The 15957-nt window shown below is 47.3% G+C and carries 10 protein-coding genes; 5 read left to right on the forward strand and 5 right to left on the reverse strand.

Annotation, left to right across the window (positions count from 1 at the left end):
* Window positions 1–200 precede the first annotated feature (200 nt).
* Genes I5M27_RS13300 through I5M27_RS13310 form a run of 3 tightly spaced genes read right to left on the reverse strand, consistent with a single transcriptional unit; the run spans window position 201 to window position 4671 of the window.
* Entirely contained in the window at window positions 201–2015 is a 1815-nt protein-coding gene (locus tag I5M27_RS13300; protein ID WP_200506807.1) for a SulP family inorganic anion transporter, read from the reverse strand.
* Between the two features lie 50 nt (window positions 2016–2065).
* Complete coding sequence (locus tag I5M27_RS13305) at window positions 2066–2959, reverse strand: bile acid:sodium symporter family protein (protein WP_200506808.1); 894 nt, start codon at window positions 2957–2959, stop codon at window positions 2066–2068.
* A gap of 11 nt (window positions 2960–2970) precedes the next feature.
* Window positions 2971–4671 (reverse strand): arylsulfatase, encoded by a 1701-nt coding sequence (locus tag I5M27_RS13310; protein ID WP_200506809.1) that lies wholly within the window; start codon window positions 4669–4671, stop codon window positions 2971–2973.
* Window positions 4672–5287: 616 nt separating this feature from the next.
* Between I5M27_RS13310 and I5M27_RS13315 the strand changes: the two genes are divergently transcribed.
* The gene (locus I5M27_RS13315; protein ID WP_200506810.1) at window positions 5288–5599 is read left to right on the forward strand and encodes a hypothetical protein; all 312 of its coding nucleotides are present in this window, start codon (window positions 5288–5290) and stop codon (window positions 5597–5599) included.
* Window positions 5600–5739: 140 nt separating this feature from the next.
* Here the strand turns inward: I5M27_RS13315 and I5M27_RS13320 are convergent, their stop codons facing one another.
* Window positions 5740–7110 carry a sensor histidine kinase gene (locus I5M27_RS13320; protein WP_234462529.1) on the reverse strand — a complete coding sequence of 457 codons (1371 nt, stop codon included), beginning with the start codon at window positions 7108–7110 and terminating at the stop codon, window positions 5740–5742.
* Window positions 7100–8479 (reverse strand): sigma-54-dependent transcriptional regulator, encoded by a 1380-nt coding sequence (locus I5M27_RS13325; RefSeq protein ID WP_200506811.1) that lies wholly within the window; start codon window positions 8477–8479, stop codon window positions 7100–7102. Before I5M27_RS13325 ends, I5M27_RS13320 begins: the two co-directional genes overlap by 11 nt.
* A 566-nt stretch (window positions 8480–9045) precedes the next feature.
* On the opposite strand from I5M27_RS13325, the gene I5M27_RS13330 reads away from it, so the two are divergent.
* The 4 genes from I5M27_RS13330 to I5M27_RS13345 all read left to right on the forward strand — a co-directional run bounded on the left by I5M27_RS13330 (window position 9046) and on the right by I5M27_RS13345 (window position 15719).
* The gene (locus I5M27_RS13330; RefSeq protein ID WP_200506812.1) at window positions 9046–10302 is read left to right on the forward strand and encodes an efflux RND transporter periplasmic adaptor subunit; all 1257 of its coding nucleotides are present in this window, start codon (window positions 9046–9048) and stop codon (window positions 10300–10302) included.
* Window positions 10303–10464: 162 nt separating this feature from the next.
* Entirely contained in the window at window positions 10465–11166 is a 702-nt protein-coding gene (locus I5M27_RS13335; RefSeq protein WP_200506813.1) for an ABC transporter ATP-binding protein, read from the forward strand.
* Between the two features lie 173 nt (window positions 11167–11339).
* Window positions 11340–13742, forward strand: a complete 2403-nt coding sequence (locus tag I5M27_RS13340) for an ABC transporter permease (RefSeq protein WP_200506814.1) — start codon at window positions 11340–11342, stop codon at window positions 13740–13742.
* A gap of 108 nt (window positions 13743–13850) precedes the next feature.
* Window positions 13851–15719, forward strand: a complete 1869-nt coding sequence (locus I5M27_RS13345; protein ID WP_234462530.1) for a M61 family metallopeptidase — start codon at window positions 13851–13853, stop codon at window positions 15717–15719.
* Window positions 15720–15957 lie beyond the last annotated feature (238 nt).

Below are 15957 nucleotides of genomic sequence, written 5' to 3' on the forward strand. Positions count from 1 at the left end.
CGTTTGGCAGGTATCCAACCTATTATGGACAGCATTAAACCTGTTCCATCTTTTCGCGGTTTCGAAAACGTGTTCCTTTTAATTAAGAGCCCTTTCAACGCTACAGAAAGGAAAACAGCGTGAACGTAATGCCCGAACTGTTTTGCAGAAATAGCGAACAAAAGCTCAAGAGCCGTTTTTATTATTTTTTACAAGATCAACTAACTTCTTTCTGCATTATCCGGCCCGGCCACCGTTTGGGGATCGTCCTTTTCCTGGCTGCCAATACTAGCAAGCCAACGCTGGGCTTCGAGCACGACCTGACGGGTGCTTCGCCCAATAATAGCTTCTTTTTTCCGGATGTACATGCCGTGTAAAACTTCCGATGCGGCCTGAATATTAAACGAGGCGTAACTGTTGGCGCCTAATTCCGTGATGTAAAACCTGCCATTTGCCTGTTTTATTTTCTCGTAAAATTTTTCCAGCACTTCAATCAGCGTGGCGCCAATGTTATTCCGGCCCCTTAACTCCAGAATTATTACCGGGTGTTGCGTTTCCCGGCTTATTTTGGGCCATTGGTGTTCCAGCATGCGGGCACCGGCAAAATGCAAATCACCATCCACCGCAAAAATATGGATCGTGGCATTTTCAAGCTGTTCCGGTACGGCTATTTCTTCAAAGCTGCCATCGGGCAGAAGCCGTCGCCGGTGCAGTTTTACCAGCTGGGAAGAAGTAAAAAAATAAAGCGTAAAAGATAAGATCACCCCGATGAGTACGGCCACCTGAATAGGCATAAATAAAGTAATGAGGAACGTGCCGATTAAGCCGATCCGGGAAGCCAGCCCCGCGTTCCACACCTGCTTATTTTCCTCGAAATTCAACGCGCTGGCCATGGCAAAGATCATAATGGCGGCCAGTACCGGCATGGCCACGTTTCCCACCAGTTTCGGCAACAACAAGATCAGGGCTAATACCAGGAGCGCGGAAAAAATGGCAGCCCACCGGCTTTTAGCCCCCGAAATAATGTTTAACGAAGTAGAACCCAAAGAGCCGCCTACGCCAATGCCTCCTAACATTCCGGACGAAACATTGGCAATGCCCTGACTGATAAAATCTTTGGAAGTGTTGGAACGGGAACCATCCGGGTTGGGCACGCTCTGACTAACGCCTGCCGCCTGAATAAGCGTAACGAATGCCAGGGAAAACGCACCGCTGAAAAGCGCTGTATCTAACAATGAGAAATCAGGCAGGCGCAAAGGTGGCAGACCACTTGGGATCTCTCCCACATCACTTACCAATTCTACGTTGTTCCACTTCAGAAAAAAAACAAGCAGGGACGGCAGGGCAATGGCTACAATGGCAGATTTATTTCCCAAGGGCGTTTTAGGCAAGAGAATCATCAGAATAATGGTAGCCAGTCCCGGTATAAGCGCATGCCAGTTGGTGCGATCAAGATGCTGGAACAGGTTAATGGTCTGCATAATTTTATTAGAACCTTCGGCCGCGAAACCAAAAAGCGTAGGCAACTGGCTTAAAATGGTAAGCACAGATATGCCCGCTAAAAAACCCGTAATTACGGAATAAGAAACAAACCGCACGAGGTTACCCAGCTTCAGCAAACCCATAATAATCATGATGGCACCAGATAAGATCACCAATAAAATGATGGCGTCTACCCGCTGCTCCTCCGGATACGTTTGGGTGAGCTGAAACAAAAGAAAGGCTGCGGCGCTGGTAGTAGAAATGATCATCAGTTTGGAACTGTTAAATAATCCGCCGGCCAGGCAGCCCCACACAGCCGCGAACAAACCCATGATCGGGCTTACCCCGGCCAGCAAACCGCAGGCCATGCCGTCCGGGATTTCGTTCATGGCCACGGTCAGGCCGGCATTCAGATCATCCTTAAAAGTTGCTTTCTTTATGTGCTTCTGGAAGTAACGGGCTACCGTGTGCCTGAGTGCGACCTCGCCCGGCAGCAAATCTTCGGGAAGCTTTACTTTCTCTTTTTCCGTCTGATTTTCTGGAGGAACCGCCATGCCGTCTGGTGCTTTTTTTTAGATCGGGTTGTTAATATTGCCTTTATCAATCAGGTTTTCTGGTGCCCCATTTTCCGGTCAGGGTATATCACTTTAATTTTGTTGTCTTTGGAAAGCATTTTCGCAATCATCAAAAGCATGGCTATGCCTATGGTATTCGCAATGGTAATAATTACCAGCACCTCCGGGTTATTGGCAAAATTTTCGGCGGCAATGATCATGCTGGCGGCAGTGTTTCGCTGAGCTGTTCCCAGCGCCCCTACGTCCTGCAAATTGTCTTCGCCGGTTAAACCGCCCATAAAGTAACCGATGCCGAAAGCTCCTAAAACGAAAACAATCCCGATCAGAATCGCGCCCTCTCCCCAGATTCCTTTAAGTTCCGGAAAGTAGCCGGCCAGCGTTGAAAAAATTACCAGGTACAAAACCCAGTTACCGATCTTCGCTACCCAGGGCTGCATAGCTCCCGTTATTTTGGGCAGAAATTTGGCAACCAGTAATCCCAGAATGATAGGAAGTATCAGCTGCTTTATTAAGGTCCAGGCAATTTTAAAACCGTCGATCTCGATCTCAGAAATAAGCCGGGGCAATACCAGCGGCACAATTACCACCGTACCTAAAATCAGCTTGATCATGGTACTGGCACCCAGCGCCAGTTCATGGTCGGCCTCCTGGGTGAGTTTGATGAGAAACGGCGCACCGGCACAAAGGCTGAAGATGGCGAGCCCGGTGCTCAGGTAAGGGTCTGTAGGAAAGAAATACAAAATTGCCCACATGAGCAAGGGGGCAAAAACGAAGTTGGCAACTAGCATCAGCAGGGCAAACTTCCGGTCCCGAAAGTAATACAGAATGTCGCTTACCTGCTGCGTCAGGCCTACATTGAACATGGTTAAAAAAACGAAGACCGGAAGTAGCGTTGCCGATATTTTTATAAGGACTTCAAACATGGCCCGTTTATTTAATCCCCTAATTTAACCGGCTGTGCCGCTTCCCTTGTTGCGTTTTGAGTTTCCGTGCCGGAATCGATACGGTTTTTAGGATCGAAGCGGTAAAATTCTTCAAAACCTAATTTAGCCAGAGCCGGATCGCCGTTGGATTTTATGTAGCCTACCGAAATTGCGTACGCCTGCCAATCGGCCATCAGCTCATTAAATTTGGCCGGGAATTCTGCGGCAAGGTCATGCTCTTCTTTCAGGTCTTCTTTCAGGTTGTATAAATGCCACGTATTGCCGGTGCCATAAGGCGGGGGCATAAAGATCAGTTTCCAGTCGCCTTTTATTACGGCTTTGCATTCGCCCATTTCAAAACCCAGTACGTCAAAATCATTTCGAACAGATTGTTTGGTTTCTTCCTGTAAATAAGGTTTTAGCGAGGTTCCATAAAGTGGTTTCAGGTTTTTACTTGTTTGCGGGTACTTTAAATTGGCAAAGTCTAAAATGGTAGGAAGCAGGTCGGTTACGTGCAGCAATTCATCTGTTACTACGCCTCGTTTATGCACCCGCTTCCCGGAAACGATCAACGGCGTTTGGGTGCCGCCTTCGTAAGTAGTGAGTTTAAAGTAAGATAGCGGGGTATTGGCCACTTCGGCCCAGGCCGGGCCAATGGAAATAAAGGAATTGATTTTGCCGTAATTTTCCAGGCTGTTATCGAAATTGCTGTTAATGAATGGTTCGGTATTGGGAGCGTAGAAACTTGGTTCTTTGGGGTTGGCGCCGTTGTCGGAGAGAAAGAAAATGATGGTGTCGTCGAACTGGTTCAGTTCTTTCAGCTTGTCAAACAAGCGCCCCAGGTTCCAGTCCAGATTTTCGATCATGGCGGCATAGATCTCCATTTTCCGGGCGGCTTCTATTCGCTCGTCCCCGGTGAGTTCGCCCCAGCTTTTAAACAGGCCGCTACCTTCATTTGCGGTAAGGGTTTCGGGAATCAGGCCTAATTCCTTCATCCGTTGCCGCCTTTTTTCCTTAATAACGTCGTAGCCGCCATCGTACACGCCTTTGTATTTATCCAGCCAATTGGCTGGCACCTGCAGCGGGTCGTGGGGCGAGGTGAAAGCCAGGTAAGCAAAAAAAGGCTGCTGGTCGTTTTGCTCCGCTATATACTGCATCATTTTATCGGTGTAATAGTCGGAGGAATAAAAATCGGGCGGCAGGTTTTCTACGGTTCTTCCGTCTTCGGAATACTTGGTGTGGGGCTGCTCGAAAGCGCTCAAAGCCCGCTGATCGTTGAAGTGACTCACGCCGCCGCCTAAAAAAGAGAATGTTCGTTCGAAACCGCGGGCATGTGGCCGCCGCTCTTCGTGTTCGCCCAAGTGCCATTTTCCCGCCATGTAGGTGTGGTAGCCCGCATCTTTCAATATTTCGGGAATAGTCAGCACATTGGCGTTCAGGTAGCCTTCGTAGCCCGGCTGCATATATTGATTGGTGGCGTGCATGGTTGGCATAGCGCCCAAACCGGCATGGTGGTTATCGCAGCCGGAAAGCAACATAGACCGGGTGGGGGCGCACAGCGAAGAAACATGAAAATGCCGGAACCGGACGCCGTGATCGGCCAATTGCTGCAGGTTCGGCGTACGGATCTCGCCGCCAAACGGCTCGCAATCGGAATAGCCCATGTCGTCTACCACAATGAGCAGGAAATTAGGTTGCCGTAAATTACTCATGCATTAGATACTTTAATTGTTAAAAGCGGCTCTCCTGATTTTCAGGAAGGGAACAATTATTAAATGCAGTATGGAATAAAAAGGAAAGTACAAACAAGAACTGCGGAACGGTTACAGTAATACGTGTAAGCTGTTTCTCAGGATCCTATTTTCAACAAGCAGGAATTCGGATTTGTTTGGAAAATGCGGGGAAAACGGAAAAGGATTAAAATCGAAAACTTGCACGAGGCCCGGCAAATTCACCTTCCTAAACCGCTGTTGCGGAAAAGAGGATTTATAAAAAAACGAAAATTCTATTGGCTGAAGTCGACAGAATTTTGGCATATCGCTTTAAGCTGAAAGCATCGGGGCAAATCCGCATGGCGGCAATGGCGCAACTATTAAGCCTGGTGCAGAAGTAGTATATTCAGTAGTTTTTGGGGCGAAAAGGATAGCGTTTTGGGAAAGGAAACTGCCTTTGTTGGTGAAAACACCAATAACCGCATGCTAAATACCAATTTTTGTTATATTGACTAAATTACATAAAGTATATTCGTTAATTCCATTACATTTATCCGCCTAACGGTGGTGGGATAAGCGTAGTGATTACATACATACAGTAGTTAGCAATAATAAAATGGATATTAAAAATTCTCGTTGGGACAGTTCAACAATTACAAAAACTATTTCATTGATAATTTATTGTAGTTGGTGGGTTTACGCGTTTGATTTTCTTTATAATAAGGATTATGACAATAATTATGCAGGTGCAACTGCTTCATTGGGAATAAGTTTAATGGCACTTCTTGTAATAGTGGTTTTTACTACAGGATTTATAGTTGCAGCAATTAAGGAAAGAAAAACCAAAAGGTTGTTTTGGAACATAATTTCCTTACTTATTATACTCCTTATTCCTTTAGGTGGTATATTCTTATTTGAGAACTTATAAAAGAAAAAATTACTAAAGGCTAACCACACCTAAACGTCAGCTTCGCTGCCGTTTAGCCAAGTACGTTAGACAAAAAAGCCCGCCCCTTTTCCAGACCAGACTTTTTCCCTTCAAAACGCTACCGTTTTCCGCCTAAAAACTCACTTATAAAACAGCAAACTAAAAACCGTTCCCTTCGGCTCGGCGGAGCGCATTTGCAGGCTGCCGTGGTGCAGTTTCATGATCTGGCGCGACAAGCTTAGACCAATGCCGGAGCCTTGCTTTTTGGTGGTGTAGAACGGCACAAAGATCTTATCCAGGATTTCTTCGGGTACGCCGGGGCCGTTGTCTTTCACTTCGATGCGCACCAGATCCCGCTGTTTTTCATCGGAAAAAGCGGAAAGTTCGATGACCGGTTCGGCTACATTTTCGCAGGCTTCCACCCCGTTTTTCACCAGGTTCAATAATACCTGCTCGATCAGTTCCGGATCGGCGGTAATTTTAATGGGCGTTTCCGGAAGCAACAAGCGCAGTTCCGCCCGCTGGAAAGCCGGTTCGTTTTGCAGCAACCGGGCTACTTGTTTCAGCAGGTCATTAACCACTACGGTTTCTAAATGCGGCGGCGGTACGCGGGTTAAACGGCGGTAATTCTGCACGAAATGCAACATGCCGGTGCTGCGTTTTTCAATGGTCTGCAAACCCGTCCGGATATCGTCCAGGTTTTCGTCTTCTGCAATTTCTTCTGCCGAATACAAAGTTGCCACGCGTTCATCTACTAATCCTCTTATGGTAGAAGTAAGCGAAATAATGGGCGTAACCGAATTCATGATCTCGTGGGTTAACACGCTGATGAGTTTCTGCCAGGCCGCCAGTTCCTGCTCTTCCATTTCCGACCGGATATTTTGTAACGAAACGATGCGGATACGTTTGTTCTGTGAATAAAAACCGGCCACCGAAACCAGCAGCATCAACTGGTCCTTTTCGCGGTCTATTTTTATCAGTTTGGTTTGCCCGCTTTCCAGATGCTGAGCCGCCTGCACCAGTTCCGGACTGATCCGTTCCAGCGCTTTCACGTTTTTAACGAACGGCACCTGCAACACCTCCTTGGCAACTTTGTTAAAAAGCTGCACCTGGCCTTCATCGTCGAAAGTAAAAACGCCGATGCGAATGTGCTCTACAATGGCCTGCAAATAATGGTAATGCGCTTCCTTTTCCGATTTTATTTTCTGAAAGGCATACATCATTTCGTTCATCTGGCCGTGCAATTCCTTAAAAGAACTGCTTTGGGCGTTTTCGGTGAACCGTTGCGTGAAGTCGGAATGCCGGATAGCGGTAAAAAAGCGGGAAAGCTCGCGGTTGGTACGTTCTACGAAAAAAATCAGGTCGTAGATCAGCGCGAAAATCACAAGGCCTAAACAAAAGCCCGTTACAAACCAATGCTTCACAAAAAAAGCCAGTACCAGCAACATGGCCGCCAGCGTAATGAGACCTACGCGCAACACCACCCCGGCCCGAAAACGGTTATAAGCCATGTTTCTCGATTCTGCGGTACAAAGCGGTGCGCGTAATGCCCAGGTCGCGGGCGGCGTGCGTAATATTTCCCGAATGTTTACTCAGCGTTTTCTGCACCATCATTTTTTCCAGGGCTTCCAGCGTAATTTCGGTGTCGGGAATAGCTGTTGTTTTTGCGGGCGCGGCCGAACCGAAATAAAAATCTTCGGGTTGCAGGGCGCTTTGGTCGCAGAGAATAACGGCGCGCTCCACAGCGTGCTCCAATTCCCGGATATTGCCCGGCCAGCTGTAAGTTTCCAGTTTCTGCAAGGTTTTGGCAGCAATGCCCAGGTTTGGTTTCTGGTACTTGCGCCGGAAATTCTGCAGGAAATGCTCCACCAGAAGCCGGATATCTTCGCGGCGTTCGCGCAGCGGCGGCAAATTAATTTCTACGGTATTGATCCGGTACAAAAGGTCCTGCCGGAATTTTCCTTCGGCCACCATGTCGTATAAAGGCATGTTCGTGGCGCAGATCAACCGGATATCGATCGGTTTGGGTTTGTTCGAGCCCAGGCGCGTGATCATGCGGCTTTGCAGCGCGGTGAGCAATTTCGATTGCAGCGGCAAACTCAGGTTGCCGATCTCATCCAGAAAAAGGGTACCGCCGGAAGCAATTTCGAAGCGGCCGGCACGGTCTTCTTTTGCATCAGTAAATGCGCCTTTCATGCTGCCGAATAACTCGCTTTCGAACAAGGTTTCGGAAACGGCACCCAGGTCTACGTTTATAAAAACTTCCGAAGCCCGTTTCGATTTCCGGTGCAGCGCTCTGGCTGCCAGCTCTTTCCCGGTTCCGTTTTCGCCCAGGATCAGCACATTGGCATCGGTAGCGCCTACTTTTTCGATGGTTTGATAAACTTTTTGCATGGCCGGCGAAGTGCCGATGAATTCACCGTAATGCCGGTCCATGACCTGGTTCAGGTGCTGTTGTTTGGTTTGCAATTCCTTTACTTCCTGCCCGGCACGGCGTAATTTACAGGCGCTCATGAGCGTGGCCAGCAATTTTTCGTTTTGCCAGGGCTTGGTTACAAAATCGGTAGCGCCTTCTTTCAGGGCCCGCACCGCCAGCTCAATATCGCCGTAAGCCGTGATCAGAATTACGATGGCGTTCGGATCGAACCGGAGGATGCGTTTGAGCATGGAGAACCCTTCCTGGCTGCTGGTAGCCCCGGCTGAATAATTGAGATCGAGCAAGATCACGTCGTAGGTTTCCGCCTGCAACAGCGCCGGTATCTTTTCCGGATTGGGTTCGGTACGCACCAGCGAAAAATGCTGTTTCAGGAAAATGCGGCCGGCCGTTAAAACGTCTTCTTCATCGTCTACGATCAGGATCTTGCAGTCTATTTTGCTCATTTTTTCAAACGGAATTTGGGTAAATTATGCGGAAAAACGGTAGGGTTTCAGGGCTTAAAAGTCGGGCTAAATAGCTGAATGGTTAAATGGTTAAATTGTTAAATGGTTTTATAAAAAGAAAATGCTTTTTCAACCCATTACCATCCTGAAAGGAACTTGTTATTTCTGTGCAACTATACAATAAGGTTCTTACAGAATTACAAGTTGGGGCGGGAATAAATTCCGAATTAAAACCCAAATGATTTTTCAACCATTAAACAATTCAGCCATTTAACCATTTAGCATTTCAGCCACATAATAAAATTTAACATTTCAACATATATGCCATTTCGCGGGGCAATGTCCGAAAACGGGCAATACGAGCTAAAATCGTAAATTTCGGTTTTTGCGGCTTCCACGAAGATACAAAACAATGTCCGGAAACGTACACTTCATTGTTCAGTAACGCACAAAATATTTACCTCCCTTACGGTTAAAAACCGCATTTCTGCCTCCGGAACCCACCTTTTCCTTTGTGGCATGTAAGTTGAAAAGCTGCATACAGCATTCCCGAAATTTTACCGCATATGGACCGCATTCTTGAAAAGAAAACCTGGACGCCTAAAAAGATCGCGCTGATAGCTGCGGGCGTTATTTTAGCGGTTTTCCTGTTTTATACCCTGGTTTTTGCCGATCACAAAGCTTCCCTGAATGTAAATAACGAACGCATTACCATTGGCCAGACCACTACCGGAAATTTCCAGGAATTCATTGCCATAGACGGCAACGTGGAACCACTCAAAACTATTTATTTAGACATGGTGGAAGGCGGCCGCGTGGAGAAATTGTATACCGACGACGGCCGCAAAATAAATGCCGGCGACACCATTCTGAAGATCTCGAATTCAACCTTGCAGATCGATTTTCTGAACCGCGAAACGCAGCTTTTCGATCTGGTAAATGAGCGCCAGAATTCGGAAATTACCATGAAGCAGGACCAGATCAAAGCCCTGAATGCGCTGGCCGAAATTGAGTATAACCTGAAACAAGCCGAAAACAAATACAAACGCAGCAAAAACCTATTCGCCGAAAAAGTAATTCCGCAAGCCGAGTACGAGCAAACTGAAGACGAATTTAATTACCTGAAACGCCGCAAAGAACTGGCCGAACGCTCCCTGAAACAGGATGCCGAACTGATGACCAAACGCCTGCGCCAGCTCGACCAGAGCATAAACCGCATGCAGCAGAACATCAACATTGCCCGCAGCACCCTGAGCAACCTTTACATCACCGCCCCGATCAGCGGGCAACTTTCTACTTTAAAAGCGGAAGTGGGTGAAAGCAAAACCGCCGGCGAGAATATTGGCCAGATAGACGACCTGAACGGTTTTAAAGTGAAGGCCAGCATCGACGAACACTACATTTCTAAAGTATATCCAGGGCTGAAAGCAGCGTTCGATTTTAACGGCCAAACCCATAGCGTTTCAGTTGCTAAAGTTTTCCCGGAAGTGCAGAACGGCCAGTTTCAGGTAGACCTGGAATTTCCAGAGGGCAAAACCCCGGAAGGCATCCGGCGCGGACAATCGTTGCAGATCCGTTTGCACCTTTCCGGCGGCGATAAAGCAACGTTAATTCCGCGCGGCGGTTTTTACCAGAGTACCGGAGGTGCCTGGGCGTTTGTAGTAGATAAAAGCGGTAAATTCGCCGAAAAACGCACCATAAAACTGGGCCGGCAGAACCCGCAATACTACGAAGTGCTGGCCGGCTTAAAGCCCGGCGATCAGGTAATTGTATCGAGCTACGACGGCTACGGCGATATTGAAAAACTTAATCTTGAAGATTAATTGAATTGCTTAATTGTTTAATGGCTAAATGGTTGATATTAAAACCCTAATCTCAGATAAAAGAATTTATCCAGATCAACAATTTAACAATTAAGCCATTTAACCATTAGGTCACACTTTTTACCCCGAAAACCCTACCGTTTTACCTAACCGAAAAATACCATGCTCAGAACCCTAAACCTCGATAAAAAATATACCACCGATGAAGTGGAAACCACGGCCCTGAACCGCGTAAGCTTCGAAATTAAGCAGGGCGAATTTGTGGCGATCATGGGGCCTTCGGGTTGCGGAAAATCTACTTTGCTCAACATCATTGGTTTACTCGATAATCCTTCGGGCGGGGAATTTTATTTTCTGGATAAAGAGGTTTCTAAATTTTCGGAACGCCAGCGGGCCGATCTGCGAAAGGAAAATATCGGGTTTGTATTCCAGAGTTTTAACCTGATCGATGAGCTGACGGTGGCCGAGAATATTGAACTGCCGCTGATCTATTTGAAAATGCCTTCGGCGGAAATTAAAAAACGGGTAGATGAAGTGATGGAACAAATGCAGATCGCGCACCGCCGCAACCACTTTCCGCAGCAACTTTCCGGCGGGCAGCAGCAACGCGTGGCCATTGCCCGCGCCGTGATCAGCAAACCAAAATTAATTCTGGCCGATGAACCAACCGGTAATCTCGATTCCGCCCACGGCCAGGAAGTAATGAACCTGCTCACCGAACTAAACGAAGCCGGCACCACCATTGTAATGGTTACCCACTCTCCTTCCGACGCCGAATACGCGCACCGCATCATCCGGTTATTCGACGGCGAAATTGTAACCGAAAATATCAACGCCCGCAGTTTTGCCAAGGAAATGCTGTAGAATCGTTTTTCGTTATTCGTTGTTCGATTTCTAATAATCAAAATTGAATGAACGTGGCGAGCATTTCAACATTACTGCAGAACAAAAAACGCTATCCTTTTCAGGCTAAAAAGTCAAAGTCCAACCCAAAGCTCTGATCGACAAAACCGAATAACGAGCAACGAACAACGAAAATGCTAAAAAACTACATAAAAATTGCCTGGCGGAACCTGGTGCGCAATAAAGTTTATTCGGCGATCAATATTCTGGGTTTGGCTATTGGCATTTCGGCCTGCATCCTGATATTTTTGTTTGTGCGCGATGAACTGACCTACGAAGCGCATTTCGACAAAGCCGACCGCATTTTCCGGGTTACGAACGATATAAACCTGCAGGGCCAGACTGATAAATTTGCCCTCACACCTTTTCCCCTGGCCGAAACTTTAAAAAAGGATTTTCCGGTGGTGGAAGCCGTAACGCGCGTAATGCCCATTGGCAAGCAAACCGTGTGGCTCGAAGATAAGGTTTTCAGCGAAGAGAATTTTTACTTTGCCGACAGCACCTTTTTCCGCATTTTCAACTACCCTTTCCTCTACGGCGATCCGGCTACGGTGTTAGATGCGCCTAAAACCGTGGTAATTACCGATGAGTTGGCCAAAAAGTATTTCGGCACGCCGGAAAACGCCATGGGACAAACCCTGAAATTTAGCAAAAACACGCATAAAATAACCGGCGTTTTCCGCGACCCGGGGCATTCCCATTTTAAACTGAACGCGCTGCTTTCGGTAAATACCTTCGATGAAACGCTGAAAAAACAGTTCAGCGGCGATTGGTTCCGGATGAGTTTATACACCTATGCCTTATTACCTGAAGCGAGCAAAAAAAGCGAATTTGAAGCCAGCCTCGACACTTTTTACGCCAAAACGGTAGTACCCTGGATGAAGGAAAACAAGCTGAATGCCAGCATGCAATACCACGTGCAACCCCTGCCCGACATTCATTTAAACAACGAATTTTCCTACGATCTTTCGCCGGCCGGCAATAAGGCTTACGTGTATATTTTCGGGTTGGTGGCCTTGTTTATTTTGCTTATTGCCTGCATCAATTATATGAATCTTTCCACGGCGCGTTCCGCGAAAAGAGCCAAGGAAGTGGGTTTGCGCAAAGTGATCGGGGCGCACCGCTCGCAGCTGGTACGGCAATTTGTTGGGGAATCGGTTTTTATAACCATGCTGGCTATTTTAGTGGCTTTGGCTTTGGTAGAATTGCTGCTGCCGTATTTCAATGCTTTAACCGAAAAGAACTTCTCGCTGGCAAATTTCGGCAACGGCCCGTTCCTGCTGGTCATGCTGCTGATCGTAGCGTTTGTTGGTTTGGTTGGTGGTTCGTATCCGGCATTTTTCTTATCGGCATTTAAGCCGGTAGATGTGCTGAAAAGTGATAATAGTCCGCGGGGCTCCAACGCCTGGATGCGCCGGATACTGGTCGTTACGCAGTTCACCATTTCGCTTATTCTCATCATCGGCACCATCGTGGTTTTCAGCCAGATGCAGTTCCTGAAAAACAACGACCTTGGTTTCAATAAAGAACAAGTGGTGGTAATTGATATTCCGAACGGGGATACTATTTTGGTAAACCGCTTGCCTGTGATCCGGCAGAAATTTTTGAGCAATCCGAACATCACAAAAGTATCGAACGCAGCCTCAATTCCTGGCGAACGTACCGGCCGCTTATTGTACCTGGCAGAAGGCGCAAACGGTGGACAGATGGAGGAAAAAACCCTGAGCACGATTTTCGTAGACTACGATTTCCTGGATATGATGGAGATTAAACTCAAGGCCGGCCGTAACTTTTCGCGCGAGATAAAAACCGATGATTCTATGGCTTATATAATAAATGAAACGGCGGCAAAATGGCTGGGCTGGAAAGACCCGATTGGCCGGAGTATGGAAAATGGTTTGGGCGCGAAAGGTAAAGTAGTAGGCGTGGTAAAGGATTTTCATTTTGCTTCGCTGCACAATAAAATTGAGCCGCTTGCCCTAATGCTGGCCCCGAAAAGCCAGGGTTTTTTAATGGTACGCGTAGCGCCGCAGAATTTGCCGGCCACGCTAAGCTTTATAGAAGAAAACTGGCGGGCTTTCGATAACAAGCACCCGATGGAATATTTTTTCCTGGATGAGAATTTCAACAAACAGTACCGCGCCGAAGAAAAAATGCTGACCGTTTTCGGGTATTTCGCCGCGCTTACTATTTTAATTGCCTGCCTGGGTTTATTCGGGTTGGCCAGTTTCACGGCCGAGCAACGCACCAAAGAAATTGGGATCCGGAAAGTATTGGGCAGTTCGGTTACCGAAATTATGCTGCTGCTGAGTAAAGATTTTGCCTGGCTGGTGCTGATCTCCATTTTGCTGGCCGCGCCCATTGCCTGGTACGGCATGAACCGCTGGCTCCAGGATTTTGCTTACCGCACCGAAATACATTGGTGGATCTTCGTTTTATCGGGTTTGGCAGCCTTAATAATCGCCATGCTTACGGTCAGTTTTCAGGCGGCAAAAGCAGCCCGGTTAAACCCGATCAAAGCCCTGCGCGCCGAATAAAACCAAACCTTGCTGAAAACAGTATGTTCTGAAAGATAAAAAGCAGCGCATTGCATTTTTCCGCCACGGCGTTTTCTTTTCTACTTCCAATTTCTAAACTCCAAACGCATGCATATTCTTTCTAAAGCAATGTTGCTACTGGCTTTCAGCGGCACTTTCTTCACAGCTTCCGCTACCGATCTGCCTTCCGGCGATCGCTATAAAGTAAACATCGACCTTACCAAAGTGCAGGACGATAAAGTGCCCGTAACCATAAAAGTACCCGAAATAAAGGAAAAGGAAATTATTTACAACCTGCCTAAAATTGTACCCGGCACCTATTCCATTTACGATTTTGGCAAATTCCTGAACGAATTTAAGGCTTATGATAAAAAAGGGCGCGAACTGGAAACCGAGCGCCTGGATCTGAACCGCTGGAAAATTGAGGACGCAAAAAAACTCGATAAAATTACCTATTGGGTGAACGACACCTGGGACACGCCCAATAAAGAAGACATTGTTTTTGAACCGGGCGGCACCAACATAGAAGCCGGCGAAAATTTCCTGATCAACACGCACGGTTTTGTAGGGTACTTCGATAAAATGAAGCAGGTACCTTACGAACTTACCATCACCAAACCCGAACGCTTTTACGGCGCCACACCCTTGGTAGCTTCCTCATCTACGGCTACGTCCGATACGTACGTGATCCCTTCGTATATGGAACTGGTAGATTCGCCGCTGATGTATAACAAACCTGATACTACAGTGCTGAAAATCGGCAATGCCGATGTGCTGGTTTCGGTTTATGCCCCTTCCGGGAAGGTAACTTCCAAAACGGTAGCCAAAGAGCTCGAAAAAGTGCTTAATGCCCAGAAAAATTATTTGGGCGGCAGCCTGCCGGTAGAAAAATATGCCTTTCTGATCTACGTGGCCGAAAAACCCAACCGCACGGGGGCTTATGGCGCGCTGGAACATTCGTATTCGTCGGTTTATTATTTCCCCGATATGCCGGAGCAAATGATGGCTGATCAGGTCAGGAATATTGCCGCGCACGAATTCTTTCACGTGGTAACGCCGCTGAGCATTCATTCGGAAGAGATCGGAAATTTCGATTATATGAACCCGAAAATGTCGCAGCATTTGTGGCTTTACGAAGGCGTAACCGAATATTTTGCCACCCATGTGCAGGTAAATCAGAAACTGATAGACAAAGAAGAATACCTGGATAAATTAAAGGAATACCTTGCCGGCGCCAACGCTTTTAACGATTCGCTGCCCTTTACCGAAATGAGCAAAGGCGCGCTGGACAAGCACAAAAAAGAATACGGCAACGTGTACCAGAAAGGCGCTTTGATCGGCCTGGCGCTCGACATCCGGCTGCGGGAATTATCGGACGGCAAATACGGCGTCCTGAACCTGATGAAAGACCTTTCGAAGGAATACGGCAAGAATAAAGCTTTTAAAGACGAAGAACTTTTCGACAAAATTGCCCAATTGACTTACCCCGAGATCCGCGATTTTTTCCGGAAATACGTGGAAGGAACGCAGCCTTTGCCTTTAACCGAGATGTTTAAAAAAGTGGGCGTAAATTATGCTACCAATGGCACCGAACCCCGCCAGACCCTGGGCCGCTTCACCATCGGTTTCGACCCCAAATCCCGCCGCCTGATCGTAGCCGATACGGAAAACATGAATGCGTTCGGCAAGAAAATGGGCTTTAAAAAAGACGACCAGCTTATATCTATTAACGGTGAAGACATGAGCCCCGAAACTGCCGCCGAAGTGCTGGAAAAAAACGTAAAATATGCGCCTGAAGGAAGCAGAATTACCGTGGTTGTGAACCGGAAAAATGCGGCCGGAAAAATGCAGGAGGTCAAGCTGAAAGGCAGACTGATGAAGACGCTGGAAAAAACCGAAAATCAGCTTAGCCTGGATCCGATGGCAACGCCGAAGCAAAAGAAATTACGCGATGCGTGGTTGTATGGTGGTTTGTAGTTTTTAGGGGGAAAAGCATAGCGTTTTTCTTTCGGTTATCTTGGCTTTTTCCGTCATCTTGACGTGAGGAGGGATCTATTTAAGCTGATAAGAAAGGTTGTTATTGAGTTTTTGAGCCTGAAAGGATACCGTTTTCATAGTTTGCTTCTGTTTTTAGCTACAAGCATAATACTTTCAATTAAACTTTCTCCCTCAAGCCGGGCGGCTTCGTTTCTGCGTTCGCGGCTGCAACCCTTCT

The sequence above is a fragment of the Adhaeribacter terrigena genome (assembly GCF_016623615.1).
Classification (GTDB): domain Bacteria; phylum Bacteroidota; class Bacteroidia; order Cytophagales; family Hymenobacteraceae; genus Adhaeribacter_A; species Adhaeribacter_A terrigena.